The organism is Pseudoalteromonas sp. S1610 (assembly GCF_005887465.1).
GTDB lineage: Bacteria > Pseudomonadota > Gammaproteobacteria > Enterobacterales > Alteromonadaceae > Pseudoalteromonas > Pseudoalteromonas undina.
The window spans coordinates 1-25,182 of the sequence record NZ_PNDI01000067.1; the positions used below are offsets into that span (position 1 = coordinate 1).

Consider the following 25,182-nt stretch of genomic DNA (forward strand, 5'->3'; position numbering starts at 1 on the left):
TAAGTAAGAACCGAGCAACAAAGAGTTAATTGCCCCTAGGCAGAACCCTTCGGGCAGCGCCTGTTTGGCATTTATTCCACGTTATCGCCTATTTATGGGGAATAACCACACTTCATAGGCTCTGCCTTGCCTAAATACCAAACAGACTGCTGCAAATTCAACCTTGAAAGGTCAACAGACCCTAGTTAATTACTTAGCTTTAAACAGTTTGTACGTACAAATTCAGACGGTAGCTCGGTAATAACCGCTGCGCGTTGTTTAGGGCAGAAAAACGCATACACTTCATTTGAAAAATCATCATTTATAGAGCGGCTAACGCGGTATAAAGCGGAGTTAAAACTGCTATCTATTCGAAAGTGATCCTTAACAACGTAATCTTTGTCTAAGTACCACATTAAAGTAATACCTTCGTTATTAGCATATTGGGTTAGTACGGTACGCAAGGTTGAGTCACGTTGGAAGCGACGCGGGCCTACTTCTCCACTCCAATTTAAAGGCATAGGCTCTACTACAAAAGAACGCTGGTTTAGCGCTCTGTCGAGGCTAAGATCGGGTTTTTCGAGTTCAATTACAAATTTGTCATTGTCTTTATTGACAGAAATTCTATCTCGGATTGATGCATAAAACCGCGATAACCCTTCAGCCGCAGCGTTAGTGGTTTGTTGATAATTAAGTGACGACGAACCATTTAGTAGAAAGTAAATGGCTGCACCAATTAACAATAAAGCTAAAAGTATATATCTAATCCAAAACCACATGGCTGTTACTCATCTTTGTTATTTTAATAACCCATCTTTAATAGAAAGAGGGGGCGTCTTTATCGGGTCGTGTTTTAAAGCGTCTATGCAACCACATATATTGTTCAGGGGCGGCATTTATTGATTGTTCCATGCGCTGATTAACACGTGTTACATCGGCTTTATCATCGCCGCTCGGGAAGTTTTCAAGCTCAGGCACGATTTCTAAGTGATACTTTCCGTTGTTATCCCTATAAGCAATTAAGCTCATTGTTTCGCAGTTTTTACTACCTGCAAACATTAGTGTACCAGTGGTTGTGGCTGTATCGGGTACTGCGTAAAAAGGCACAAACTCACAGCGGTTACGGCCATAATCCTGATCGGGTAAGTAATAGCACAGCTTTTTATTTTTTAATGATTTTAATAATCCTTTTACGTCTTTTTTTCCAACCATGTACTCGTTAGATCGAAGGCGTCCATTGGTGGTAAAGTATTCCATAAGCGGATTGTTATGCGGGCGGTAAAAGCCAATACCTTGGCACTTCAAACCCATTACACGACTTGTCATTTCAAGATGAAGTATATGTGGAACAAGTAATAAAACGCCTTTTCCTGATTGTTGTACGCGCTCAAAGTGCTCAAGCCCTTTTATTGATCCCAATACTTTTTTGACCCGCCATTGTGGCCACCACCAAGCCATACCGGTTTCAACCATGGCAATACCAGTATTTTCCATGTTCTTAAGTACCAGCTGTTGTTGCTCGGCTTCGCTCATTGCGGGGAAGCAGCGTTTAATATTAACTTCAGCAATATGCCTTCTACGCTTCATATATTTATGAACCAAGCGTCCTAGCTGCTTACCCATAGCTAATTGTAGTTTTTGCGGTAACCAAGAAATGAGATATAAAAACAAAACACCAATCCAGGTTAGCCAATAACGAGGACCTAAAAAAGAGGCTTTAAAAGGGGATGAGTTAACCACAAAAATTTCTCTAAAAATAAAAGGCTAGTTTAACGCTATGTGTTAAAAAATACAAAAAGCCAGCAAAAAGCTGGCTTTAGTGATTATTTATAATGAAGTCGTTTGCTTAGTTAACGGTATTTAAACCTTGGTTTATACCCACTAAATCTTCACGGCTCAATGTTCCTGTTGCTTGTTTTAAGCGAAGCGTTGATACAACATAACGATAACGTACATCGGCAAGGTTACGCTTTGCATTGTACAAGTTTTGCGTACTAATTAGTACATCAACGATAGTACGTGTACCTACCTCAAAACCCGCTTCAGTGGCTTTTAATGCACTTTCAGCTGAGATAACTGCTTGTTCGAGCGCTTTAAATGTTGCAATGTCAGATACCACTTGATTGTAAGAAGTAATTACAGAGCGAGTTACTGCACGATAATCGGTTTCAAAATCTTGGCTAGCAGCAACGTAAAATGCACGTGCTTGATCTGTTGCAGCAACCGTTGCGCCACCTGAGTAAAGTGGGACGCTAAAGTTTAGTCCAATAGAGGTTGAATCAGAACGAGGCTGGTCGTCAAAACTAGCGCCATTTAACTCACTATCTGTTAATGAGTCGCCGTAGCTAGCATTTAACGTTAGTTTTGGGTAATGACCTGCTTTTGCGAGTTTAATTTGTTCTTTAGCTATATCAACCGTTATTTTTGATACTTGCAGATTTAAGTTTTTGTCTTTAGCTATTTTAACTAAATCAGTTGCAGGCGTACTTGGCTTAACAGTAGAAAATGTTTCGGTGTTTAACATATCCAGCTTTGCGTGGTACTTACCAGTGATCTCACGTAGCTGCTCACGGGCTGTTTCTACCGCATTATTAGCAATGATCTCTTGCGCTACTGAATTATCAAATTGTGCTTGTGCTTCATGTACATCGGTAATAGCTGTTAAACCTACAGCGTAACGCTGTTTAGTTTGTTCAAGTTGGCGCTCAATGGCACGTTTTTCAGCTTGTACAAATTCAAGGTTATCAATAGCGCTAAGTACGTTAAAATAGCCCTCAGCAACACGCACAATTAGGTTTTGCTTGGCAAAGTCGTATTGGCCGCTTGCTTGAAGTGCTTGTTTGTCGGCTATACCTAATGAATTCCATGCGCCTAAATCAAATAACGTTTGGCTTAAGCTAATACCACGAGAAAACTCGTCGTTTTCAGCATTAATTTTATCAAGAGAAGATAAATCCTCAGATTGTCTGAAGGAAGTTGAGTCAGACTTTGTGTAACTCATAGTCAAGCCAATTTGCGGTAATAGTGCGCTCATAGCGCGATCGCTTTGGTATGATTGAGCATCAGCTTGGGCTTTTGCTTTTAAAACGGTAGGATCGTTGGCTGTTGCGATTTCAAAAACTTGAAGTAAATCTTCAGCATTGGCTACGGTTGAGCCCAATGCGCATGATAAACTAACCAGTGCTGCAAGGATGTTCTTTTTCATGTGATGTTCGGTCCTTAGACAATTTTTGTACTACAGGCATGTTAACCTGTTTTACTTAATAACTAAAAAAAAAATTAGTAAAACAACGTTCTCAAGTGTAACAGAATATATACCTAACACGCCTCATTTGCTCAATTTAGCGTTTTAATAGGGCTGGTAATCAAAGCGTTGATGTATCTGCGCTTCCAAAAAGGAAATAAAAAATATGGCGAATAAAAGTCGTACTCAATTTACCCATGATGATGTGAGATTAAAACCGGTTGAAAATTTGTATAGCGGTTTTTTTAAAATAAACCTTTATCAATTTCAGCATGCTCTGTTTGCTGGTGGAGAGTCTGAGGTTATTCGTCGAGAAATTTTAGAGCGTGGCGATGCGGTCGCGGTATTACCTTATGATCCAGTCACTGAGCAAGTATTGCTTATAGAACAAATTCGAATTGGCGCAATTAAAAGCAAACATACGCCTTGGCTGTTAGAATGTATAGCGGGTATGACCGATGGCAGTGAAGATTACGAAGCGGTTGTTAAAAAAGAAGCGCTTGAAGAAGCGGGGCTTAATTTAACAGAACTTGAGTTTATGTTGTCTTATCTTTCAAGCCCCGGCGGTACTACAGAGCGTTTGTTCTTATATTTAGCTCACGCCGATTTAAGCCAAATGAGTACTGGCATTTATGGGTTAGAAACCGAAGGTGAAGATATTAAAACCCATATTATGCACGTAGACGAAGCACTACAGCGACTTAATACTGGTGAAATAGATAATGCTGCTACCGTAATTTGCTTGCAATGGTTAGCGCTAAATCGCGATAAGATACGTAAAAAGTGGGCATAGTTTTTATTTTTTAATAGTAATGGCGGTATTTTGACAGCACTTTTAACCACTAATCGATACATTCAAAGCCTTCCAAAGTATTTAACGCTTTGTGAGCACAATTACGTACGCCTTTTAAAACTACTGCCTCATGAGCAAGTGATTGGCAATGTAAGAGAAATTAAATTAGGGCACAGTGAATTTGCAATTCACATAGATGATAGTGCTAAGTACACACTTGATGTTTCTATTAAACAGTTAAATGGCATGCTCGTTGGCATTGCACCGCTGTATTTAACGGTACGTTTGTACAATGATGCGAAGGTGGCTGAAATTGTTCATCATGACTACCACCAACGAATTAAGCCTTCTTATGGTTACCCTAACCCAAAAATGCATCAAAAAGATGAAAAATATCAGTTAAATGCTTTTTTGTATGACTGGTTGGTAGCGTGTGTTGAAAGAGGTCAATCAACACTTAATTGGGATGTAAATAATGGCTTGGTTTGATGACATCTATTATTTTGAACAAACTACGCTTCGAATTGCACACCTAACTGATTGCCACCTTTTTAGTGATAAAGATGCTGAATACTTTGGCGTTAATACCGCTGAACATTTTGTTATAGCATTGGCCGATATAGCAAAGCAGCAGCCTGATGCGTTGATATTTGGTGGTGACCTAACGCAAGATCACAGCTTTAATTCGTATTTATTATTTGCAGAACTTATTCATAATAGTGACGTTGATTGCCCCGTATTTTGGGTGCCTGGTAACCATGATGAGATTGAACAGCTTAATTTAATTAGTGGTGGGCAAATACAACACGCTAAACACATAGTGGCACAAGGGATTGAGCTGATATTAATTAATTCTAAAGGTAATACGCCTGCAGGGTGGGTCAGTGCCACGCATTTAGATGAAATTATGGCTTGCTTAGTTGATTCAAATAATCGTCACATTGCATTTTGTCATCACAACCCATTGCCAATTGATGGCTACCTAGATAAACATATGTTAGAAAATGGGCCGCAACTATTAAATTTATTAGTTAATAATGGTCGCGTTGATGCGCTGTTTCATGGGCATGTCCATAATGACTATCAACAGCAGTTTAGAGGGCTCAATGTTTACGCTACCCCAGCCAGCTGCGTGCAATTTAGTAAACACAGTGCGACTTGGCAGCAAGAAAATAAAGGGGCAGCTTATCGCATGCTGTATTTAAATGCTGAGCAACAACAGGTGCATATACACTCGGACGTGGTATGGTTAAACGAGTAATTTATATTCACGGTTTTAATAGCTCTGAAAAATCATATAAAGCTGTGCGCTTTGGTGAGCTTATGGCACACTATGATGTTGATTATTGTGTGCCGCGTTTAAATCATGAGCCTGTAGAGGCTATTATAGCGCTTGAACAACTATTAACACCGAATACCGTATTATTGGGCAGCTCGCTAGGTGGTTTTTTTGCCACGTATTTATCGCAGCGTTATCAAATTCCTGCGGTGGTAATTAATCCTGCCGTTGCCCCATATACATTATTAGAGCCTATACTTGGGCCTAATTATAATCCGTATCAAGATTATAATTACCAATTACAATCTCGTCATATAGATGCGTTAAAAGCATTAACGGTGACAGAGTTAAAACACCCTGAGCTGTTGTATTTATTACAGCAAACAGGGGATGAAGTGTTAAATTTTCAGCACGCAATAAAGTATTACTCACAATGTAAACAGTTAATTGAATTTGGCGGCGATCATAGCTTTAATGGCTTTGAGCGAGCTTTTTCAAGCATTGTCGATTTTCTTAAAATCAGATATTAGCGTATATAAAGATAAAAACTATGACTCAACAAAATTATAACGCCGAAGCCATTGAAGTACTTAATGGATTAGAGCCGGTAAAACGCCGCCCTGGCATGTATACAGATACCACAAGGCCAAATCATTTAGGCCAAGAGGTTATTGATAACAGTGTTGATGAAGCAATGGCTGGACATGCAACACGTATTGATGTCATTTTACATGAAGATAATTCGCTTGAGGTGAGTGACGATGGCCGAGGTATGCCAATTGACATTCACCCAGAAGAAGGTATTCCAGGAGTTGAGTTAATATTTACTAAGCTGCATGCCGGCGGTAAGTTTTCAAACAAAAACTATCAATTCTCTGGTGGCTTGCATGGCGTAGGTATCTCGGTTGTTAATGCGCTATCTACCCGCGTGGAAGTAACGGTTCGTCGTGATGCGCAGCAATTTAGAATGGCTTTTGAGCATGGCGATAAAGTTGAAGATTTAAATGTTATTGGCTCAGTGGGTAAACGCAACACTGGTACTACGGTACGTTTTTGGCCAGATACCAGCTATTTTGACTCTGCTAATTTTTCTTTGACTAAGCTTAATCACTTATTAAAAGCTAAAGCGGTTTTATGTCCAGGTTTGCGTATTAAGTTTGTAAATAAACAAACGAAAGAAACCCAAGAGTGGTTTTATGAAACAGGCTTAAAAGATTACTTAATTGAAGCCGTTAAAGGTTACGAAATACTACCTAAAGACCCATTTGTGGGTGAGTTTTCAAGTTCTATTGAAGGCGCTGATTGGGCCGTTGTATGGATGCCAGAAGGTGGTGAGTCGATAGCCGAAAGTTATGTAAACTTAATTCCTACCGCACAAGGGGGCACCCATGTAAATGGTCTGCGCCAAGGGCTCTTAGAGGCGATGCGTGAATTTTGTGAGTTTAGAAATTTATTACCACGTGGCGTAAAGCTTACCCCAGATGATATTTGGGAACGTTGTAGTTATGTGTTGTCGGTTAAAATGCAAGACCCACAATTTGCAGGGCAAACCAAAGAAAAACTCTCATCACGTTCATGTGCTGCGTTTGTATCGGGTGTAGTAAAAGATGCCTTTAGCTTATGGCTAAATGAGCACACTGATACCGCAGAGCTACTTTCTGAACTATGTATTTCAAATGCACAGCGTCGCTTACGTGCGGCTAAAAAAGTAGTACGTAAGCGAGTTACATCAGGCCCAGCATTACCAGGCAAACTGACCGATTGTAGTGCTGCTGATAATGACCGCACAGAATTGTTTTTGGTAGAGGGTGACTCAGCAGGGGGCTCAGCTAAACAAGCGCGAGATCGTGAATTCCAAGCAATCATGCCGTTAAGAGGTAAAATTTTAAATACTTGGGAAGTAGAATCAGGGCAAATTTTGGCCTCTCAAGAAGTGCACGATATTTCAGTTGCGCTAGGTATAGACCCAGACTCAGCCGATATGTCGGGACTACGTTATAATAAAATTTGTATATTAGCGGATGCTGACTCCGATGGACTGCATATTGCCACCTTACTGTGTGCCTTATTTGTTCGCCATTTCCCACAATTAGTTAAAACCGGCCATGTGTATGTTGCTATGCCACCGTTATTTAGAATTGATATTGGTAAAGATGTTTACTACGCGCTGGATGAAGATGAAAAAACCGGTATCTTAGCGCGCATAGAAGCAGAAAAGAAACGTGGCAAAGTAAACGTACAACGCTTTAAAGGTTTGGGCGAAATGAACCCGCTACAATTGCGTGAAACAACCATGGACCCTAATACTCGTCGTTTAGTACAGCTTACTCTTGATGAAGAGCAGCAAACAATGGAAATGATGGATATGCTACTCGCTAAAAAGCGCTCATCAGATCGCCGTCAATGGCTAGAGGATCATGGTAACAAGGCACAAGTTTAATAAGCCTTTGGGCTTTAAAACAGGAGAGGCAAATGAATAAATTATTTAGCACACTGTTGTTACTGGGCTTAATATCATCGCCAGTGATGGCGAAAAATATACTCGACAAGCTGACCGCTGCACCGGGTTTTGAAATCAGCTTATTTGCTGATGATGTTGAAAATGCACGGCAAATTGCAGTATCAAGCCGAGGTATTGTGTATGCAGGGTCGCGTAAGGCGGGTAATGTATATGCACTGATTGACCATAACAGCGATGGCGTGGCAGATAAAAAAATAGTGATTGCAGAGGGATTAAATATGCCCTCGGGTTTAGCAATTAAAGGGGGTGACTTATATGTTGGTGAAGTGCACCGTATTATCCGTTTTAAAAATATCGATAAACACCTCAAAAACCCTGAGTATGAAGTGTTTTATAGCGATTTACCGTCAGAGCGTCATCATGGTTGGAAATTTTTGCGTTTTGCACCAAACGACGAGCTGATAATTCCCGTGGGCGTACCGTGTAATATTTGTGAGGAAGATGCTCGCTTTGGCCGTATTTTTTCGTTAAATACCGATACCAAAGAAATAACGACTTTAGCCAAAGGTGTACGTAATACGGTGGGTTTTGACTTTCATCCTAGTACGCAAATGCTATGGTTTAGTGATAACGGCCGCGACATGATGGGGGATGATATTCCACCTGATGAGCTAAACCGCATTACTAAGGAAGAAGAGCACTTTGGTTTTCCATACGTGCATGGTGGCGTTATTGTTGATCCTGAGTTTGGTGAAGGCAAAAATATTGCTGATTACACTCAACCTGCATTGGCATTGGGGGCGCATGTTGCGCCATTGGGTATTCATTTTTATACCGGCAAACAGTTCCCAGATAGCTACAAACAACAGTTATTTGTTGCTGAGCATGGTTCATGGAACCGCTCTAAAAAGGTTGGTTATAAAGTGGCTGTGGCAACCATAGAAAATGCCAAAGTAACTAAATATACGCCACTGATCACCGGCTTTATGCAAGACGAAACGACATTTGGACGCCCTGTTGCATTTGCACAATTAAATGATGGCAGTCTATTGGTAAGCGATGATTACGCTAACGTAATTTACCGCGTAAGCTATAAGAAAAACTAGGTAAGCTTTAATGAGTGATACAGATACCTTGCTAATGCAAGGAATTGAACAGCAAACAATGGGGCGTTTTACCGAAGACGCCTATTTAAATTATTCAATGTACGTGATCATGGATCGTGCCTTACCGCACGTTGGTGACGGTTTAAAACCCGTTCAGCGTCGTATTATTTATGCGATGAGTGAACTGGGGTTATCGGCAAGTGCTAAATACAAAAAATCAGCCCGTACCGTGGGTGATGTATTAGGTAAATACCATCCTCACGGTGATAGTGCCTGTTATGAAGCCATGGTACTTATGGCGCAGCCGTTTTCTTATCGCTACCCGTTAGTTGATGGTCAAGGTAACTGGGGTGCTGCAGATGATCCGAAGTCGTTTGCGGCAATGCGTTATACCGAAGCGCGTTTATCTAAATTCTCTGAAGTATTACTTAAAGAGTTAGGCCAAGGGACTGTTGATTGGACGCCAAACTTCGACGGCACCATGGATGAACCATTAGTATTGCCATCGCGCTTACCGCATATATTACTTAATGGTGTCACCGGTATTGCGGTAGGTATGGCAACCGATATACCGCCGCATAATGTGCGTGAAGTAGCCAGTGCCTGTTGTTTATTACTTGATAAACCAAAAACAGAACTCGAAGAGTTATTGGATTTAGTGCATGCGCCTGATTATCCAACTGATGCTGAAATAATTACTCCAAAAGCTGATATTCACAAAATTTATAAAACCGGTCGTGGCTCAATTAAAATGCGCGCTGTGTATTGTGAAGAGCAGGGCGATATAGTTATTACTGCGTTACCGCATCAATGTTCGGGTGCAAAAGTACTTGAGCAAATTGCAGCGCAAATGAACGCTAAAAAGCTGCCGATGGTGGCCGATTTACGTGATGAATCTGATCATGAAAACCCGACCCGTATTGTGATTGTGCCGCGTTCAAACCGAATTAAAGCTGAGCCATTAATGGCACACTTATTTGCCACCACCGATCTTGAAAAAAATTACCGCGTAAATTTAAACATGCTCGGCTTAGATGGCCGTCCACAAGTTAAAGATTTACGTAGTATTTTAACAGAGTGGTTAACCTTTAGACGCGAAACGGTACGTCGTCGCTTGCAATATCGACTTGATAAAGTACTGGCTCGATTACATATTTTAGAAGGTTTACTGGCTGCCTTTTTAAATATTGATGAAGTTATAGAAATCATCCGCTCTGAAGATAAGCCTAAGCCAATATTGATGGAGCGCTTTGATTTAACCGATATTCAAGCAGAAGCCATTTTAGAATTAAAACTTCGCCATTTGGCAAAACTTGAAGAGTTTAAAATTCGTGGTGAGCAAGACGAATTGGCAAAAGAGCGTGACAAATTAGAGCAAACATTGGGCTCAGACCGTCGCATGTCGACCTTATTGAAAAAAGAAATTCAAGAAGCTGCAGAAATGTATGGTGATGATCGCCGCTCGCCTGTGATTGAGCGTGTAGAAGCCAAAGCACTGAGCGAAAAAGATTTAATTCCATCAGAGTCAGTCACCGTGGTGCTATCAGATAAAGGCTGGGCACGGGTTGGTAAGGGTCATGACTTAGATGTGGAAGGATTAAATTACAGAGCTGGTGATGGTTATAGAGCATCAGCGAGAGGTAAAAGTAATCAGCCTGCGGTATTTTTAGATTCAGCTGGACGTGCATTTGCCACTGATGCTCATAGTCTTCCTTCAGCGCGAAGCCAAGGCGAGCCAATGACAGGGCGCTTTAACCTAACCTCAGGCGCCAGCTTTGAGCACGTAGTAATGGGTGAGGACGCTCAAGTGTTGTTAATGGCCTCCGACGCTGGTTATGGTTTTATTACTGACTTTAAAGATTTAGTGAGCAAAAACAAAAACGGTAAAGCGTTAGTGAGTGTGCCAAAAGGTGGTGTGTTACTTTCGCCAATTCGCGTTAACGACGTGGCTACTGACTACTGTATGGCGATTTCTAACGAAGGGCGGATGTTGTTATTCCCACTGCGTGACCTACCTAAGCTAGGTAAAGGTAAGGGTAATAAAATTATTTCTATTCCGGGTGCGAAAGTACAAGCCCGCGAAGAGTTTGTAAAAGTATTAGCTGTTGTGCCGCAAGGCAGCAGTGTAACGCTGCATGCAGGTAAGCGTAAGCTGACCCTTAAACCAAGCGACCTTGAGCATTACCATGGCGAGCGAGGCCGCAGAGGGAATAAGTTACCTCGAGGTTTACAGCGCGTAGATGAAGCTGTGGTAGAGTTAACACCGCAACAAGTTGATGAGCCAAGCTCAGACGCAGAGCCAAGTTAATCTTGAGATCAAATTAGATAAAATTAGAAAACGGCTTACTCAGGTAAGCCGTTTTTTTATGACTGTTTTATTTCAGCGCACGCTTGTGCGCTATTTTCTCGTCTGCGCAACAAAATAACGTTATAATAAAACAATACATGATTGTGGTTATATTGGAGAGGCGCACTTGCTAGCTGTTATACGTATTTTAATAATGCTGTTGTTTATATTATTAAGTTGTTTTTTTGGTTTGTTGTTATCAATATTTAGACCATTTCATCCTAATAATGTGCATGTTATTGCAAGTTGGTTTGGCTCAATGGCTAAAATGCTTGGGGTTAAATTAGAACTAAAATATCATCCCGATGCGCTTAAGGTGGGGCCCGCTGTGTATGTAGCGAATCATCAAAATAGCTATGATTTATTTACTATTCCAGCTATGGTGCCAAAAAATTGTGTGAGTGTTGGCAAAAAAAGCCTGAAGTGGATCCCGTTTTTTGGTCAGCTTTATTGGTTATCGGGTAATATTTTAATCGACAGAGCAAATCGCTCTAAAGCGGCAGGCACTATTTCTAAGGCAGCGGCTAAAATAAAACAAAAAGGCTTGTCGGTGTGGATGTTCCCTGAGGGGACGCGTAGTTATGGTCGTGGTTTACTCCCTTTTAAAACCGGTGCTTTTCATACAGCAATGAGTGCAGAGGTACCTGTTGTGCCAGTATGTATGAACACAACCGATAAAACCATTAAACTAAATCGCTGGGATAATGGTACAATTTACATTGAAATGTTAGCCCCCATAGCACTTGATAACAGTATCAGTGCACGTGAACATGCTAAAAGTGTGCACAGCATTATGGCTGCTAAAATAACAGAATTAGATGCTCAAGTGAGAGAGAAATAATGGAAAACTGGCGTGAAATAAGTGAAGACATCGTAACTTCATTACTTGAAGATGGTTCCGATCCGGAAATCCTTTATGAAGTAGAGCACCACTTTGTATGTGAAGATTTTACTAAGTTAGAACAAGCTGCACTTGCTGCGTTTAAACTAGGTTACGATGTAGAAGAGCCAGCAGAACTTGAGCTTGAAGACGGCGAAAAGATTTGGAGTTTTGACATTGTTGTTGAAGCCGAATTAGATGTTGACGTTATAATGGAAGACGTTGATAAGCTTGCACAGCTTGCGGTTGAATGCGACGTAGAATACGACGGTTGGGGCACTTACTTTCAAGAGTAAGGGTTACCAATGCAAAAGGCGAACAATTATGTTCGCCTTTTTTGTGTCTTATTGGATCTGTATTGTAATTACAGCCACTTTTTATTTTTAAAGTAAATACCAATCCCACCAGTCAAAACAACCAAAAACACCACAAATGCAGTAAATGCATAGGGACTATCTGTGCCAGGTATACCGCCAACATTGACCCCCAATAACCCAGTTAAAAATCCCAGTGGTAAAAATAAAGCAGCCACCACCGACATCACATACATACGCTGATTTAATTGCTCAGACACTTGGTTAGTAATGGTTTGCTGAATAACGAGTGCACGCTCTATTGAACTATCGAGCTCTTCTAAATAGCGAATAAGTAAATTGGTGGTTTCATTTAGCTTGGCTTTATCATCGTCAAACAGCCATGGGTAATGATTATTAACCATGTTGCTGAGCGCTTCTTTTTGCGGTTTTAAGTAACGTTTTAGCGCGATTGTTTGGCGGCGAAGTTGCGACAAGCCTTGGTTATCAAACTTTTTACTAGGCTCATCAATTTCTTCTTCAAAATCATCTAAGCTTTCATCTAGTTCATCTATTACCGTTTGCATACGTGAAGTGAGCTTTTGCGCTAAGCTACACACTAGTTCAGAAATACTGCTTGGTCCCTCATTATTATTTAACGAGGTTAGAATATCTTGCACTGATAATAATCGGCGCTTACGGGTAGTGATCACCACGTCTTTATTAATAAATAGGCGAATAGACACCATGTCTTCAGGGCTTTGCGCTGGATTTAAATTGATTCCACGTAAAAACAGCATATGGCCATTCATTGTAGGAGTAATACGAGGGCGTGTTTCATCTGCGGTGAGTGATTCCAGTTCGTAGTCGTTTAATTGGCCGCAGTTTTTTAACCAATCTACGGCTTCTTTTTGACTGTAATCCATATGCACCCACAGCTTTCCATCAGTAGGTTGCCATTGATGTAACTGTTTACTGTTTTCTATTGGGCGAGCCCCGCCTTGTTCATCAAGAATAAGCGCATGAAGTAAGCCATTGATCATAATAATTTCTCATAGATAGTATATTTTTAATACAGTTGACTGTAGTGTATTTAACTTAGCTTTACTTTGTAGAGTTAATCAACAAAAAATTGTTTTTTAGCCTATGGTTAAGTGCATACGTTAAGGGTGCATTGTTAAACGAGTTAACTTAAAAGGTCAATCAAATCGGCTTATCGAGTAGATGAATTTATTTTGTTGGTGTTTTGTTGGCTGTAGCGTATAAAACACTTTTTTTACTAAGGGCACATTTATGACGACAAAAATAACAGTTGGTTGGCGTGAGTGGTTAAGTTTACCCGAGCTAGGCATCGAGCAAATTAAAGCAAAAATAGACACTGGTGCGCGTACTTCCTGTATTCATGCAATTAATATTGAAGAATACGAAGTCGATGGCGAAAAATGGGTTAAATTTACAGCCCAACCATTGCAAGAAGACGAGCAAACGCAAATTACCTGCAATGCCAAAGTTAAAAAGATGAAGTACGTTACCAGCTCTAGTGGCCAAAAAGAATTGCGTTACTTTATTGAAACTACATTACATGCCGGCGAATTTAGTTGGCCAATAGAAATTACATTAACAAGTCGTGCGTCTATGAAGTTTAGAATGTTGTTAGGGCGCACAGCAATGGAAAATCGCATAGTCGTTGATCCGGCTTTATCACATTTATTATAAGAATTCGTTGAGTAGCAAACATAATTATATCTGCTTGCTCAACATCATTTAGTTAAGGCTTTAATGATGAAAATTGGTATTTTATCTCGTAACAAAAAATTATATTCAACGCGTCGCCTAATCGAAGCTGCTGAGGCGCGCGGACATGAAGTGAAAGTAATTGATGCGTTACGCTCTTACATGAACATAAACTCAGAGCAACCTGAAATTCATTATCGTGGTGAAAACCTAAAAGATTTCGACGCTATCGTGCCACGTATTGGTGCATCGGTTACATTTTATGGTTGTGCTGTATTACGCCAATTTGAAATGATGGGGGTGTTCCCTGTTAATGAATCTGTGGCTATTTCTCGCTCTCGCGATAAATTACGTTCTTTGCAGTTACTATCGCGTAAAGGTGTGGGTATGCCGGTTACAGGCTTTGCCAGCAAGCCCGATGACGTAAAAGATTTATTAGAAATGGTAGGCGGCGCACCGGTCGTTATTAAGTTACTTGAGGGTACTCAAGGTATTGGTGTGGTATTGGCTGAAACACGTAAAGCAGCTGAAAGTGTTATTGAAGCATTCATGGGTTTAAAAGCCAATATCATGGTGCAAGAGTACATTAAAGAAGCCGGTGGTGCAGACATTCGTTGCTTTGTATTGGGCGATAAAGTGATTGCTGCGATGAAACGCCAAGCACAAGAGGGCGAGTTCCGCTCTAATCTTCATCGTGGTGGTAGCGCTACACTGGTACGTATTACCCCAGAAGAACGTAAAACAGCGGTTGCTGCAGCAAAAGCAATGGGTTTAAACGTTGCTGGCGTTGATTTACTCCGTTCATCTCGCGGCCCTTTGGTTATGGAAGTAAATTCATCGCCAGGCCTAGAAGGGATTGAAGTGGCAACTGGTAAAGATATTGCGGGTATGGTGATTGACTTTATTGAAAAAACGGCCTCAGTGAAAGGAACAGCAACTCGTGGCAAAGGTTAAAATTAACCGACCTTTCACCCTATTAGGTGAAAGCATTGGTGTAGGTGAACGTAAAACACTCGCACTAGAAGCTGCAAAGCTTTATACCCATTCACCGCTTAATATTCCTATTGAAGTGGTTAACGGTGTAATGGAAGGCCCTGTATTGATGGTCTGTGCGGCAATACATGGCGATGAGCTTAATGGGGTTGAGGTTGTGCGCCAGTTACTGGCTAAGATCGATCCTAACCAGTTGCGTGGCACATTAATAGCGGTGCCGATTGTGAATGTATTTGGTTTTATTCATAAGTCGCGTTACTTGCCCGATCGCCGTGATATGAATCGAAGTTTTCCTGGCTCTGAACGTGGTTCGTTAGCAGGTCGTATGGCGTATATGTTTTTTAACCAAGTCGCTGTGCATTGTACGCATATTATAGATTTGCATACGGGGGCGATTCATCGTACTAACTTACCGCAAATACGCGCTAATTTAGCCGATGAAGCTACAGCGCAAATGGCTAAGGCTTTTGGCACACCTGCGGTTATTGATGCGTCGTTACGCAATGGCTCATTGCGCAGTGAAGCGGCTAATTTGGGTATACCCGTTATTACCTACGAAGCAGGTGAAGCGTTGCGCTTTGACCCGATTGCGATTGCAGCGGGTGTACAAGGGGTTGATTATGTTATGCGTCATTTAAAAATGATGCGTGGTAAGCGCCCTAAAAAACTACCTGAGCCGGTTATTGCAGGTTCAACAAGTTGGGTACGAGCTGAGGTTGATGGCATAGTAAGAGCGCAAGTATCGTTAGGTGAACGTGTCACTAAAGGGCAAATACTGGCATACATAAGTAGTCCGCTTGGCGATTCTGAGCTTGAATTGCTTGCTCCACGTAGTGGCATTATTATTGGTCAGCAAACCATGCCTTTAGTAAATGAAGGCGATGCTGTGTTTCATATTGCTTACTTTGCTCACTCAAATAGTTTGGTAGAGCAACAGCTTGAAAGCTTTATTGGTGAAATAAGTGATTTAGATGATGAACTGAAAACGGCTGAGCTGAATAATTAACTTCACCCGTAAGAATTAAAAAAGCCGCTTAAGTTTATTAGCTGAAGCGGCTTTTTAGTAATTGTTATTTAATTACGTGGCTTTGGGCCAATAATTCGTTTAATTTTAGGCGCTTTTGTTGGTTTTGGCTCTGTATTGAGTACTAACACGGGACGGGTAACAAATAGATTATTAGGGTAAATCACCCTATGTCCATCAACGTGTTCGAGTAATACATTCATCAGCCCCATTTCAATAATGCGCCCTTCAATGGCATTGGCCCCATCCACGATTCTAACCCAATAGCCTACACGGCAGTCATTTTGTATAAACATGAGTAAAAAAGCAGTTAAGTTGCTCAATAATGACCAAGCCGCAAACAGCGCAACGCCTAACATGGCAAATAAGGAAGAGCCTAATACCAGTAAACCACGCAGCTCTATTCCCCAAAAAACTAAAACTAAACACAACATAACAAAGGCGAGTATTATTTTTAATAGTAACTCTGCTCGGTATTTTCTGTGTAAATCGATTTTACCTCTAATGGCTTTTTCGAGTAATTTTTTAGTGAGCTTTAACAATAACGGAAAGCTCAACAGTGCAATCACGGTTACGATTAGCTTATATTGTGTGCTCACAAGCTCTAAAAGAGAGATTAATTCCAAAACGTATTCTCACAATAATGATAGGCGCAAAGTGTAACGCGTTAGCTTTGTGCGCAGTAGTGATTTAAAAAGAATTTTTAACGCTCAGTAGCCACTGTACCGAGTCAACATCGTTATATTTATTTAGTGGCGCGGCAATATCAAGGTGTATCATAGTACCCGCATTGGCGCGACTTGGCGCAAGGCGTAAACCTAATCCAACATTTTTAAGCACGGGTGTGTTTTCAACTTGATACAGGGTATTCGAGTCGTTGTTATACCATGCGCGGCCTACATCTAAAAAGGCTGCGCCTCCCACTTTAAATAGTTGTAGTAAGTCATACTCCCAATAGTAGCGCTTTTCTAAGCTGACTAAAAAACTCCGATCGCCATGTTGAAACTCCATAGGGTAACCGCGTAAACCGGTTTCGCCCCCGAGGGTGAGCTGCTTATCGTTGGTGAGGTTTTTTGCGTATTGTAGCCTGGCTTTTACATACCAAGACTGATCAATGCTGGTATTTAAATAATATTGAATTTGGCTGGTGGTGATTAAGTTTTCAAGCTGTTTTTGTTCTTTATTCCAATAACCTTGAATATCTGCGTGAAAGCGCCATAGCGTATTATCACCACTAAAGTGTGCTTTGTTAAAATTAAATGAGTAAATAGCGCGGCTATCGTCGTTACTAATCGATTCATCAGAATAACCCAGCGTAGCTTTTATATTCCAACCTAAATTTAAATCCTCGGTACGGTAAATACTGTCAAAGTTACGCACTTTTATAAAGTTATCTTCAAACCAGTGGCCGCTTACATAAGGATAACTAAGCTGCCTATTTTCAGCTAGCGGCACAGTGGTTTCATCTATGCTTTTAAATGTTTGTTGCTCATCGATATAACCTAGGCTCAAGCGCTGTGTCCAGTTATGGCTAAGGGCTTTAGAGTGACCAAAAAATACCTGATTTAGATCGGTGGTCTGTTCAAACTCACTAAATTTATCGCCCCTAAGGTACAGGGCCTCTTCTCGCTGGGTAGAGTAATTCAGGGCACCATAACTATAGGGTGTATCAATGGCGTAAAATGGGTAAGTAAGCTCAACTAAGTGACTTTTACCGTCACTGTTATCGGCATACTCTATACGACCTCTGTAGCGTGTTGATAGGATATTTGGATCATCGTAAACAAATAAATAGCCATTACGATCACTGTCGGTTTTGCGAGCAAACGATAATCGTTTGCCCCAACCAAATAAGTTAGACTCGCGAAAGCCAATACTTGATTTATTTTCGCCACCACTGCGGCTAAAGCTAAGCTCGGGTAGCAAAGTCCACAAATCGCGAGTCACCACGGTTACATCAATATCGCCATCGCAGTTTTCGTTGGCAACAATTTGTGCGTCATATAAATAGTTTTGTTTACGCAGTAGCCGCTCAGATTCAGCCAAGGTTTTTTGATTAAAAGTATCACCCGCTTTAAACAATAAAATGCTTTTAATAACCTCAGGCTCAGTTTGTATATGTGCACGATTAGCAAAGCGAAACAGTGCGTTGTTTTCAGCTTCGAGTTCGGTATTAAAAACATTAAGTTGTTTAAGATTAATTGAGGCAATTTTAGCGTTACTATTTATCGTAAGCGGTGGAGGTTGAGACTCGATTTGTCGACGCAAGTTAATTTCAGAAGTTTTCAATGAATCGTCATTTTGGCAGCTTTGGGCTAGTGGCGTTTCTTGCGCGCAAACGCTGAGCATAAACATACTCAAAATAGAAAGGCTAAAACAACTACGTGCAATCCATTTTCTATTTAGCATTGACCCTCTTTAGCGCTATTTTGCAAAATAAAACACTTACTCTTAGCTTACATCATTGTTATTAATATGTAAGTAAAAGTGCCAATTTAGTTTATTTTTTATAGCAATTATAAGGTATTAGCGATAAATAGACGTGGCCTTAGCTTAAATAAAATGTTAACGCTGCCAATAGGTTGTCGGCATCTTGACCTTCGCCGTTAATCCACACACTTTGACTGTAATGCTCAAAATTTAAATTAAACGTGTGGTTAGCATAGTTAAAACGCAGTTGGTGACGATCAGCCCCAGCTGCAAATTCACTAATGCTAATTTCATCGCTGTGCAAAAAAAACGTTCCCCACAACTCAAAGTCTTCATCGTGCGGCAACTCTGTTGGTTTAACAATAATGCATTGATGTGTGTGATCGTATTCAAGTTCGGTCATAAGGGGCTTATTGCGTTGCTAGATAATGTCGAATTGCGGTTAAAAACTCACCGCCATATTTGTTTAATTTAGTAAAACCAACCCCCGACACTTTTAAAAATTCACTGTCGTTGGTAGGCATAAGCTGCGCCATTTCGGCCAGCGTTTTATCGTTAAATACTACATAAGGGGGTACGTCATCGGCATCGGCTAATTCTTTACGTAATGCACGTAGGCGAGCAAATAACTTTTTATCGTAATTAAACTGCGCTAATTTATCCTGATAAACGTGCTTAGCTTGTAGGCGTGGTTCAGCCAGTTGTAGCGCATACTCACTCTTTAAAATAGCGCGTGCAGCTTCGGTAAGCCGTAGTGATGCGCCTTGGGTTATATCTTGGCTTAGTAGCCCTTGGTGAATAAGTTGGCGTAAAATACTGAGCCAAAACTCACTGCTTTTATCTTTACCTATGCCATAAGTGCTGAGTTCATGATGGTTGTTATCACGAATGCGGCTGGTATTTGCGCCGCGTAATAACTCTACAATGTAACCTAAACCAAATCGTTGCTGTGCCCGATACACACACGAAAGTGCTTGTTGGGCCACAAGTGTGCCATCAAAGCTTTTTGGAGGATTTAAGCAAATATCGCAGTTACCGCACGGCTCTCGTTGGTATTCACTAAAGTAGTTTAATAATATTTGACGTCTGCAGGTCTGGGCTTCGGCAAAACTGGCCATGGCATTAAAACGCTGCTCTTCTACACGACGGCGTTGTTCATCGTCAATATCTTCAAAAAAGCGTCTAACCCGCCCTATATCAGCGGGGTCAAAATACATAATGGCTTCTGCAGCCAGTCCATCACGCCCAGCGCGACCGGTTTCCTGATAATACGCTTCAATACTTTTGGGAATGTCGTAATGCAGTACAAAACGTACGTTAGGCTTGTTAATTCCCATACCAAAGGCAACAGTGGCAACCACAATTTGAATATCGTCGCGGGCAAATCCAGTTTGCACAAATTGGCGCTGTTCGTTACTCATTCCTGCATGATAAGCCGCCGCATTAAGGCCTGCATCGGCAAGTTTTTCAGCAATGTCATCAACCCGCTTGCGGCTGGTGCAATAAATAATGCCACTTTGATTTTTTTGCTCTTTCAAATAGCGTAGTAATTGCACCATAGGTTTAAATTTTTCTTCTATGGTGTAACGAATATTAGGGCGGTCAAAGCTGCCGGTGTGAATGTAGGGTTGTTGAAGTTTTAATTGTTCGACAATATCAAAGCGGGTGGCTTTATCAGCGGTGGCAGTGAGTGCCATCATAGGTACATGTGTAAAGCGTTGCTTTAATTCATTTAATCTAAAATAGTGAGGTCTAAAGTCATGTCCCCAATGAGAAACACAGTGTGCTTCATCAATAGCAAACAAACTGACATGTAAATGCGATAAGCGCTCTAAAAATTCTCTTTGTAGTACTTTCTCTGGGGCAACATAAAGTAATTTTATTAGCCCCTGATGCAACTGCTGATAGACTAACTGCTGTTCTTCACGGGCTAAGCTGTTATTTATATAAGCGGCTTTTACGCCTAGAGCTTGTAACTGAGTTACTTGATCTTGCATTAAAGAAATGAGCGGAGAGATAACAATGGTTACCCCCTCTAATACTAGTGCGGGTATTTGGTAACACACCGATTTACCACCACCGGTAGGCAATAATACTAACGAGTCTTGGCCGTTAATCGCAGCATCGATTACTGCACTTTGACCGTCGCGAAATTCGCTGTAACCAAACACTTGTTTGAGTACAGTTTCAGGTTTACGCACCAGCGTATTTGGAGAGGGAGTTAGTGTATTCATCGGCGCTATTTTAGTGGTTTTTTATCAGGATGTCTTTAGCTTTCATTATTTGGTGTAAACATCGGTAATGATAATCGAGGAGGTTACAACAGCTTTAAGTTGTGCTTTACTCATCGTACCACCTTAAAACATAGAGAATAATAATGAATAAAGAAATGTTGATTGAACAAGTTGGGGCGTTGTTTGTTAATAATATGCCTTTTAACCAATTTTTAAAAATAGCGGTAGAGTCACTTAGTACTGAACAAGCTAAAATCTCCTTTCCTTGGCAAGATGTATTAATAGGCAACCCCGCGCAAAAAATTCTCCATGGCGGAGTTATTTCGGCGGTACTTGATAATGTCGGTGGAATGCTTGCTGCTGCCAGTGTGATCGGAAAACTAGACGATGCAGATTTACCCAGTGTACATAAAAGGCTAGCCACACTGGGGACTATAGATTTACGCACCGACTATTTACGCCCAGGCAAAGGCGAGATTTTTATTGCTAGCGCTAAGCTGATTCGCTCAGGAAATAAAGTATGTGTGTGCCGAATGGAGTTACACAATGAGCAGTCAGTACAAATTGCTTTTGGAACGGGCACGTATTTAGTTGGCTAAAAAGTGAGAGGGGGGTAAACTGACGGCCTTTTAAATCACCAAGTGGTTACTATGTCGATTGATACCGAGCAGCGAAAGGGCGCTATTTTTGCCTGCCTCGCTTTTTTTATGTGGGGCCTCGCACCCATTTATTTTAAGATGATCCAACATGTGTCAGCATTTGAAATTTTAATGCACCGTGTTATTTGGTCAGTGGTGTTTCTTATTGTGGTGGTGAGTGTGCTCAGCTACTGGGATAAAATTAAACGCATTTTAATCCAACCTAAACTTATTTTGATGTTAGTTGTTACCTCGACCTTACTAGGGTTTAACTGGGGATTGTTTATTTGGGCCATCAATAACAATCACATGTTGGATGCCAGCCTAGGTTACTACATTAATCCTCTATTAAATGTGTTGCTTGGTATGGTGTTTTTAAACGAGCGATTACGTAAGTTGCAAGGTGCTGCTGTTGCTTTAGCTTTTACAGGCGTGCTGTTACAGCTAATTAGTTTTGGCTCATTCCCCGTGGTAGCGTTTTCATTAGCAACATCTTTCGCACTATATGGCCTATTACGTAAAAAGCTACAAGTTGATGCTCTGCCTGGGATTTTAATTGAGGCATTAATATTGTTACCCGTGGCGCTTACCTATTGGTGGCTAATGGTACCGACTGAAACGTCAAATTTACCAGGGAATGATTGGCTAACCAATGTATTATTGGTGAGCGCGGGCATAGTAACTACGCTGCCACTGCTGTGTTTTACCGGCGCGGCTAAGCGTTTGCAATATACAACGTTAGGGTTTTTTCAGTATATAGGGCCTAGCCTAATGTTTATTTTAGCGGTGGTATTTTATGGTGAGGTGTTTGATGCTGAGCGCGTAATTACCTTTGCGTGTATTTGGAGTGCATTGGCTATTTTTAGTTGGGACTCATACCATCAATCGCGAAAACGCAGAAAAGCGGCCATTGTAGCCTCTGGTGTGGTTTAAAAACTAAACCACTTTATTACGACCCGACTCTTTTGCTTTGTAGAGCTTTAAGTCGGCTTGTTTTAATAGTTCGTCAATTTGATAGGTTTCACTGTGGCTGAAGCCTATCGATAACGTAAACTTGATGTTTGCTTGACTGAATTCATGACTGTTAAGCTCAATAAAAAGCCTGAAGCTCTCTAGTCGTTTTAGCGCTTCCTGTTCGGTTAGCTCAGTAAAAAATACCGCGAATTCTTCTCCGCCTAAACGGGCAACCAATTGGTTTTCAAAATATTTATTAAAGCATATCGCAAGCCCTTTAAGCACTTCATCTCCGGCATCATGGCCATAGGTATCATTAATAGCTTTAAAATGGTCAATATCAAGCATAGCTAACATGGCTGGTGCTTTTGCTTTTTTAAACTGCTTTAATGACTTATTAGCCTCTTCAAAAAAGTAACGGCGATTAGGGAGTTTAGTTAAATAGTCAGTATTGGCTTGGCGCTTTATAGTTTCGATATGCTCTAGCATATCGACGTTTTGGCTTAACCGGCAGTAAAATTCTTCACTATTAAAAGGTTTATACAAGTAGTCATTTGCCCCATTTTTTAAAAATAAGGCAGACAAATTAGACGATGTAGCGCCTGAGATACCAATAATAGCTTTTTCGTCATTACTATAAATGCGCCTAATTTCATTACATAGCTCAATACCGCCCATGTTAGGCATTTCTTTATCTGTGATGATCACAGAGATGTCAGGGGTGTTTTCAAGCTCTTTAAGCGCCTCTAGGCCATCGGCTGCTTGAAAGATTTGATATTTATGACGTGTTAATAAATTACAAATATATTGGCGTGTTGAAGCTGAATCATCAACAACCAGTACTTTTACCTGCTTATTTCGAGGTAGGCGATAAAGCTGCTTTTCTAAATATTCGTAAGCTTGTTTATTGCCTTTGATAATGTAATCAATAATAGGGTATTTTTCGACGGTATCGCGAGTTTGATTATCGATATTGCCTGTCATAACTATGGTAGGAATATCTGCTGCAACGGTGCAGGGAACCGCTTCCCCTTGTGGGGCATCAGGTAATATAAAGTCTACCACTGCGCAAAAGTAAGCATGTTTACTTATCAGCTCTTTAGTCTCAGCCAGCGACTGAGCAATATCAACCTCGTAGCCCGCTTTTTGCGCGATATGCTTTTGCACTCGCGCAATAGTAGGGGTGTCTTCAATAATAAGTATTCTGTGCGTCACGTAACAGCCTTGTTTAAATTTTGCAAAAGTGTTTGCTTATACAAGTTGTAACTGCTAAAACGCCAAAAAGCAACTATTGTAATGACTTATAGATTGTCAGCCTCAGAATAATAATCTTGGCTGATTGGTGTTGGCCCTGAAATTTTTGAGCGACCAAATAATGTATGAAATTTTGTTTTGCAGGTTGTTAGCTTTAAGTATTTAACCCATGCTCGCTCAATGGGGTTACTTGGCTCTATGATGCCACTTATTGCATTTACAAATTGTTGTTGATATTCGTTTTGCGGCTCAACTGTTTTGTTATACAAACTTTTTAAAACAACACCGTGCTGTTCTAAAATACTTGCCTCTAACAAGGTAAAGTGTCCGCTGCGGCTAAATCCGCGTGGAAAGTTTTGATCATCATAAAACTGACGTTGACTAACAAATGCTTGACGAAGTAGTGAAATATCATTGCTCATAGCTGTACCCTCATACCAATTATTAGCTGGAGTATGGGTCATAATCGCTATTTTTTTAAACAAAAAATTTTTATCGTGAGGATAAAAAATTGGACATAGATTTATTAAAAACATTTGTTGAAGTGGTGCGTACTCGCCATTTTGGTAAAGCGGCAGAAAACCTATACATAACGCAGTCTGCAGTGAGTTTTCGAATTCGTCAATTAGAGCAGGGCTTAGGCGTAAATTTATTTATTCGCCAGCGCAATAATATTCAACTAACGGCTCCGGGTGAGCGCTTGTTGCCGCATGCACAAATGATTATTACTGGAATGCAAAGGGCCAAAGTGGATGTTGCACTTGCAGATAATATGCATAAGCAAATCAGCTTGGCTGGGACTCCTAATATTTGGGATGCGTTTTTACAGTTTGGTATTACAAATATAGTATCGGCTATGCCCGGTGTATCTTTGGTGGCAGAGGTAAAAGCACAACAAGAGAGTACTCGATTACTATTAGAGCGCACCCTTGATCTAGCCATTTTATTTGATCCACCAAAAGTAGACGAACTCGTTGTTGAACGAATTTGTGAACTACCTATTATTCCGGTTAGTGGCTACGATACCGCAACAGGCGATAACTTTTTTGATAATCAATATGTTTATGTTGATTGGGGAACTACGTTTTCTCTTTGGCATGCGCGTCAGTTTACCGGTAAAACGCCGCCTTATTTTAGAACCAGTACCGGACGTATAGCGCTTGATTTAATACTGCAATGTGGCGGCAGTGCGTTTATTCCACAGGTATTAGTTAAAGACCATTTAGAAAAAGGCGAACTTTTTCATGTAAAAGGGGTAGAAAATACGTCAAGAGATGTATTTGTTGCCTATCATAGAGATAACGAACAGAAAGAGTTAATAGAAACTCTGGTTAATTTGCTGTCGCAAATGACACCGAGTTTACTGAAACAAAGTAAGTAGTCGTTAGACGGTATATTTTAGATGTTATTTTGATTTCAGATTTAATGCAGTTTTATTAACTTAAAAAGACAAAAATATGTCCTTTGTAATATTTTTGTCATTTAGCGGTGACACACTGCTGCTGTTTTAAAAATTAGTCTATTGTGTTTATCGAGGAA

The 25,182-nt window shown here is 40.7% G+C and carries 25 protein-coding genes; 15 read left to right on the forward strand and 10 right to left on the reverse strand.

Annotated features, from left to right (window positions below; translation table 11 throughout):
• Positions 1 to 185: 185 nt before the first annotated feature.
• The 3 genes from CWB77_RS16740 to tolC form a co-directional block, all read right to left on the reverse strand.
• On the reverse strand, positions 186 to 758 hold the full coding sequence (locus CWB77_RS16740) for a toxin co-regulated pilus biosynthesis Q family protein (RefSeq protein ID WP_010391576.1): 573 nt from the start codon (positions 756 to 758) through the stop codon (positions 186 to 188).
• Between the two features lie 37 nt (positions 759 to 795).
• Positions 796 to 1,719 (reverse strand): LpxL/LpxP family Kdo(2)-lipid IV(A) lauroyl/palmitoleoyl acyltransferase, encoded by a 924-nt coding sequence (lpxL, locus tag CWB77_RS16745; RefSeq protein ID WP_138623683.1) that lies wholly within the window; start codon positions 1,717 to 1,719, stop codon positions 796 to 798.
• 106 nt (positions 1,720 to 1,825) lie between these two features.
• Positions 1,826 to 3,184, reverse strand: coding sequence for an outer membrane channel protein TolC (gene tolC, locus CWB77_RS16750; protein WP_138623685.1), 1,359 nt, complete (start codon positions 3,182 to 3,184; stop codon positions 1,826 to 1,828).
• Positions 3,185 to 3,389: 205 nt separating this feature from the next.
• Between tolC and CWB77_RS16755 the strand changes: the two genes are divergently transcribed.
• The 9 genes from CWB77_RS16755 (at position 3,390) to rraB (ending at position 12,385) form a co-directional block, all read left to right on the forward strand.
• Positions 3,390 to 4,016 carry an NUDIX domain-containing protein gene (locus tag CWB77_RS16755; RefSeq protein ID WP_138623687.1) on the forward strand — a complete coding sequence of 209 codons (627 nt, stop codon included), beginning with the start codon at positions 3,390 to 3,392 and terminating at the stop codon, positions 4,014 to 4,016.
• A gap of 30 nt (positions 4,017 to 4,046) precedes the next feature.
• Complete coding sequence (locus CWB77_RS16760; RefSeq protein ID WP_055012529.1) at positions 4,047 to 4,505, forward strand: DUF1249 domain-containing protein; 459 nt, start codon at positions 4,047 to 4,049, stop codon at positions 4,503 to 4,505.
• Entirely contained in the window at positions 4,492 to 5,277 is a 786-nt protein-coding gene (locus CWB77_RS16765) for a metallophosphoesterase (protein WP_138623689.1), read from the forward strand. The genes CWB77_RS16760 and CWB77_RS16765 overlap by 14 nt, the downstream gene beginning before the upstream one ends.
• Entirely contained in the window at positions 5,262 to 5,825 is a 564-nt protein-coding gene (locus CWB77_RS16770) for a YqiA/YcfP family alpha/beta fold hydrolase (protein ID WP_010391565.1), read from the forward strand. Before CWB77_RS16765 ends, CWB77_RS16770 begins: the two co-directional genes overlap by 16 nt.
• Before the next feature lie 20 nt (positions 5,826 to 5,845).
• Positions 5,846 to 7,735 carry a DNA topoisomerase IV subunit B gene (gene parE / locus CWB77_RS16775; RefSeq protein WP_010391564.1) on the forward strand — a complete coding sequence of 630 codons (1,890 nt, stop codon included), beginning with the start codon at positions 5,846 to 5,848 and terminating at the stop codon, positions 7,733 to 7,735.
• 32 nt (positions 7,736 to 7,767) lie between these two features.
• On the forward strand, positions 7,768 to 8,862 hold the full coding sequence (locus CWB77_RS16780) for a PQQ-dependent sugar dehydrogenase (RefSeq protein WP_010391562.1): 1,095 nt from the start codon (positions 7,768 to 7,770) through the stop codon (positions 8,860 to 8,862).
• A gap of 10 nt (positions 8,863 to 8,872) precedes the next feature.
• On the forward strand, positions 8,873 to 11,170 hold the full coding sequence (gene parC, locus CWB77_RS16785) for a DNA topoisomerase IV subunit A (protein ID WP_010391560.1): 2,298 nt from the start codon (positions 8,873 to 8,875) through the stop codon (positions 11,168 to 11,170).
• A 166-nt stretch (positions 11,171 to 11,336) separates the two neighbouring features.
• Positions 11,337 to 12,050, forward strand: a complete 714-nt coding sequence (locus CWB77_RS16790; protein WP_010391558.1) for a 1-acylglycerol-3-phosphate O-acyltransferase — start codon at positions 11,337 to 11,339, stop codon at positions 12,048 to 12,050.
• The gene (gene rraB / locus CWB77_RS16795) at positions 12,050 to 12,385 is read left to right on the forward strand and encodes a ribonuclease E inhibitor RraB (RefSeq protein ID WP_008110603.1); all 336 of its coding nucleotides are present in this window, start codon (positions 12,050 to 12,052) and stop codon (positions 12,383 to 12,385) included. The genes CWB77_RS16790 and rraB overlap by 1 nt, the downstream gene beginning before the upstream one ends.
• Positions 12,386 to 12,453: 68 nt before the next feature.
• Here the strand turns inward: rraB and CWB77_RS16800 are convergent, their stop codons facing one another.
• A complete protein-coding gene (locus CWB77_RS16800) occupies positions 12,454 to 13,425 on the reverse strand; it encodes a zinc transporter ZntB (RefSeq protein ID WP_010391556.1) in 972 nt (323 codons plus the stop codon).
• A 250-nt stretch (positions 13,426 to 13,675) separates the two neighbouring features.
• On the opposite strand from CWB77_RS16800, the gene CWB77_RS16805 reads away from it, so the two are divergent.
• From CWB77_RS16805 to CWB77_RS16815, 3 genes are all read left to right on the forward strand, one after another.
• The gene (locus tag CWB77_RS16805; protein WP_010391555.1) at positions 13,676 to 14,098 is read left to right on the forward strand and encodes an ATP-dependent zinc protease family protein; all 423 of its coding nucleotides are present in this window, start codon (positions 13,676 to 13,678) and stop codon (positions 14,096 to 14,098) included.
• A 66-nt stretch (positions 14,099 to 14,164) separates the two neighbouring features.
• Positions 14,165 to 15,070 carry a 30S ribosomal protein S6--L-glutamate ligase gene (rimK, locus tag CWB77_RS16810; protein WP_008467750.1) on the forward strand — a complete coding sequence of 302 codons (906 nt, stop codon included), beginning with the start codon at positions 14,165 to 14,167 and terminating at the stop codon, positions 15,068 to 15,070.
• Positions 15,057 to 16,115, forward strand: a complete 1,059-nt coding sequence (locus CWB77_RS16815; protein ID WP_055012533.1) for a succinylglutamate desuccinylase/aspartoacylase family protein — start codon at positions 15,057 to 15,059, stop codon at positions 16,113 to 16,115. The genes rimK and CWB77_RS16815 overlap by 14 nt, the downstream gene beginning before the upstream one ends.
• A gap of 68 nt (positions 16,116 to 16,183) precedes the next feature.
• Here the strand turns inward: CWB77_RS16815 and CWB77_RS16820 are convergent, their stop codons facing one another.
• The 4 genes from CWB77_RS16820 to recQ form a co-directional block, all read right to left on the reverse strand.
• A complete protein-coding gene (locus CWB77_RS16820; protein WP_010391553.1) occupies positions 16,184 to 16,759 on the reverse strand; it encodes a mechanosensitive ion channel domain-containing protein in 576 nt (191 codons plus the stop codon).
• Positions 16,760 to 16,823: 64 nt separating this feature from the next.
• Positions 16,824 to 18,542 carry a POTRA domain-containing protein gene (locus CWB77_RS16825; RefSeq protein WP_138623691.1) on the reverse strand — a complete coding sequence of 573 codons (1,719 nt, stop codon included), beginning with the start codon at positions 18,540 to 18,542 and terminating at the stop codon, positions 16,824 to 16,826.
• 139 nt (positions 18,543 to 18,681) lie between these two features.
• The gene (locus tag CWB77_RS16830; protein WP_010391549.1) at positions 18,682 to 18,966 is read right to left on the reverse strand and encodes a DUF3630 family protein; all 285 of its coding nucleotides are present in this window, start codon (positions 18,964 to 18,966) and stop codon (positions 18,682 to 18,684) included.
• A gap of 7 nt (positions 18,967 to 18,973) precedes the next feature.
• Positions 18,974 to 20,797, reverse strand: coding sequence for a DNA helicase RecQ (gene recQ / locus CWB77_RS16835; protein WP_138570004.1), 1,824 nt, complete (start codon positions 20,795 to 20,797; stop codon positions 18,974 to 18,976).
• Between the two features lie 143 nt (positions 20,798 to 20,940).
• On the opposite strand from recQ, the gene CWB77_RS16840 reads away from it, so the two are divergent.
• Both CWB77_RS16840 and rarD read left to right on the forward strand, forming a co-directional pair.
• Entirely contained in the window at positions 20,941 to 21,396 is a 456-nt protein-coding gene (locus CWB77_RS16840) for a thioesterase family protein (RefSeq protein ID WP_016900563.1), read from the forward strand.
• 51 nt (positions 21,397 to 21,447) lie between these two features.
• Complete coding sequence (gene rarD, locus CWB77_RS16845; RefSeq protein WP_008467760.1) at positions 21,448 to 22,368, forward strand: EamA family transporter RarD; 921 nt, start codon at positions 21,448 to 21,450, stop codon at positions 22,366 to 22,368.
• Between the two features lie 3 nt (positions 22,369 to 22,371).
• Here the strand turns inward: rarD and CWB77_RS16850 are convergent, their stop codons facing one another.
• Entirely contained in the window at positions 22,372 to 23,604 is a 1,233-nt protein-coding gene (locus CWB77_RS16850) for a response regulator (protein ID WP_138623693.1), read from the reverse strand.
• A gap of 86 nt (positions 23,605 to 23,690) precedes the next feature.
• Positions 23,691 to 24,065, reverse strand: a complete 375-nt coding sequence (locus tag CWB77_RS16855) for a MaoP family protein (RefSeq protein ID WP_138606645.1) — start codon at positions 24,063 to 24,065, stop codon at positions 23,691 to 23,693.
• A gap of 89 nt (positions 24,066 to 24,154) precedes the next feature.
• Here CWB77_RS16855 and CWB77_RS16860 point away from each other — a divergent pair, with 89 nt between their 5' ends.
• Positions 24,155 to 25,024 carry a LysR family transcriptional regulator gene (locus tag CWB77_RS16860; RefSeq protein ID WP_008467766.1) on the forward strand — a complete coding sequence of 290 codons (870 nt, stop codon included), beginning with the start codon at positions 24,155 to 24,157 and terminating at the stop codon, positions 25,022 to 25,024.
• The last annotated feature ends 158 nt before the right edge of the window (positions 25,025 to 25,182 follow it).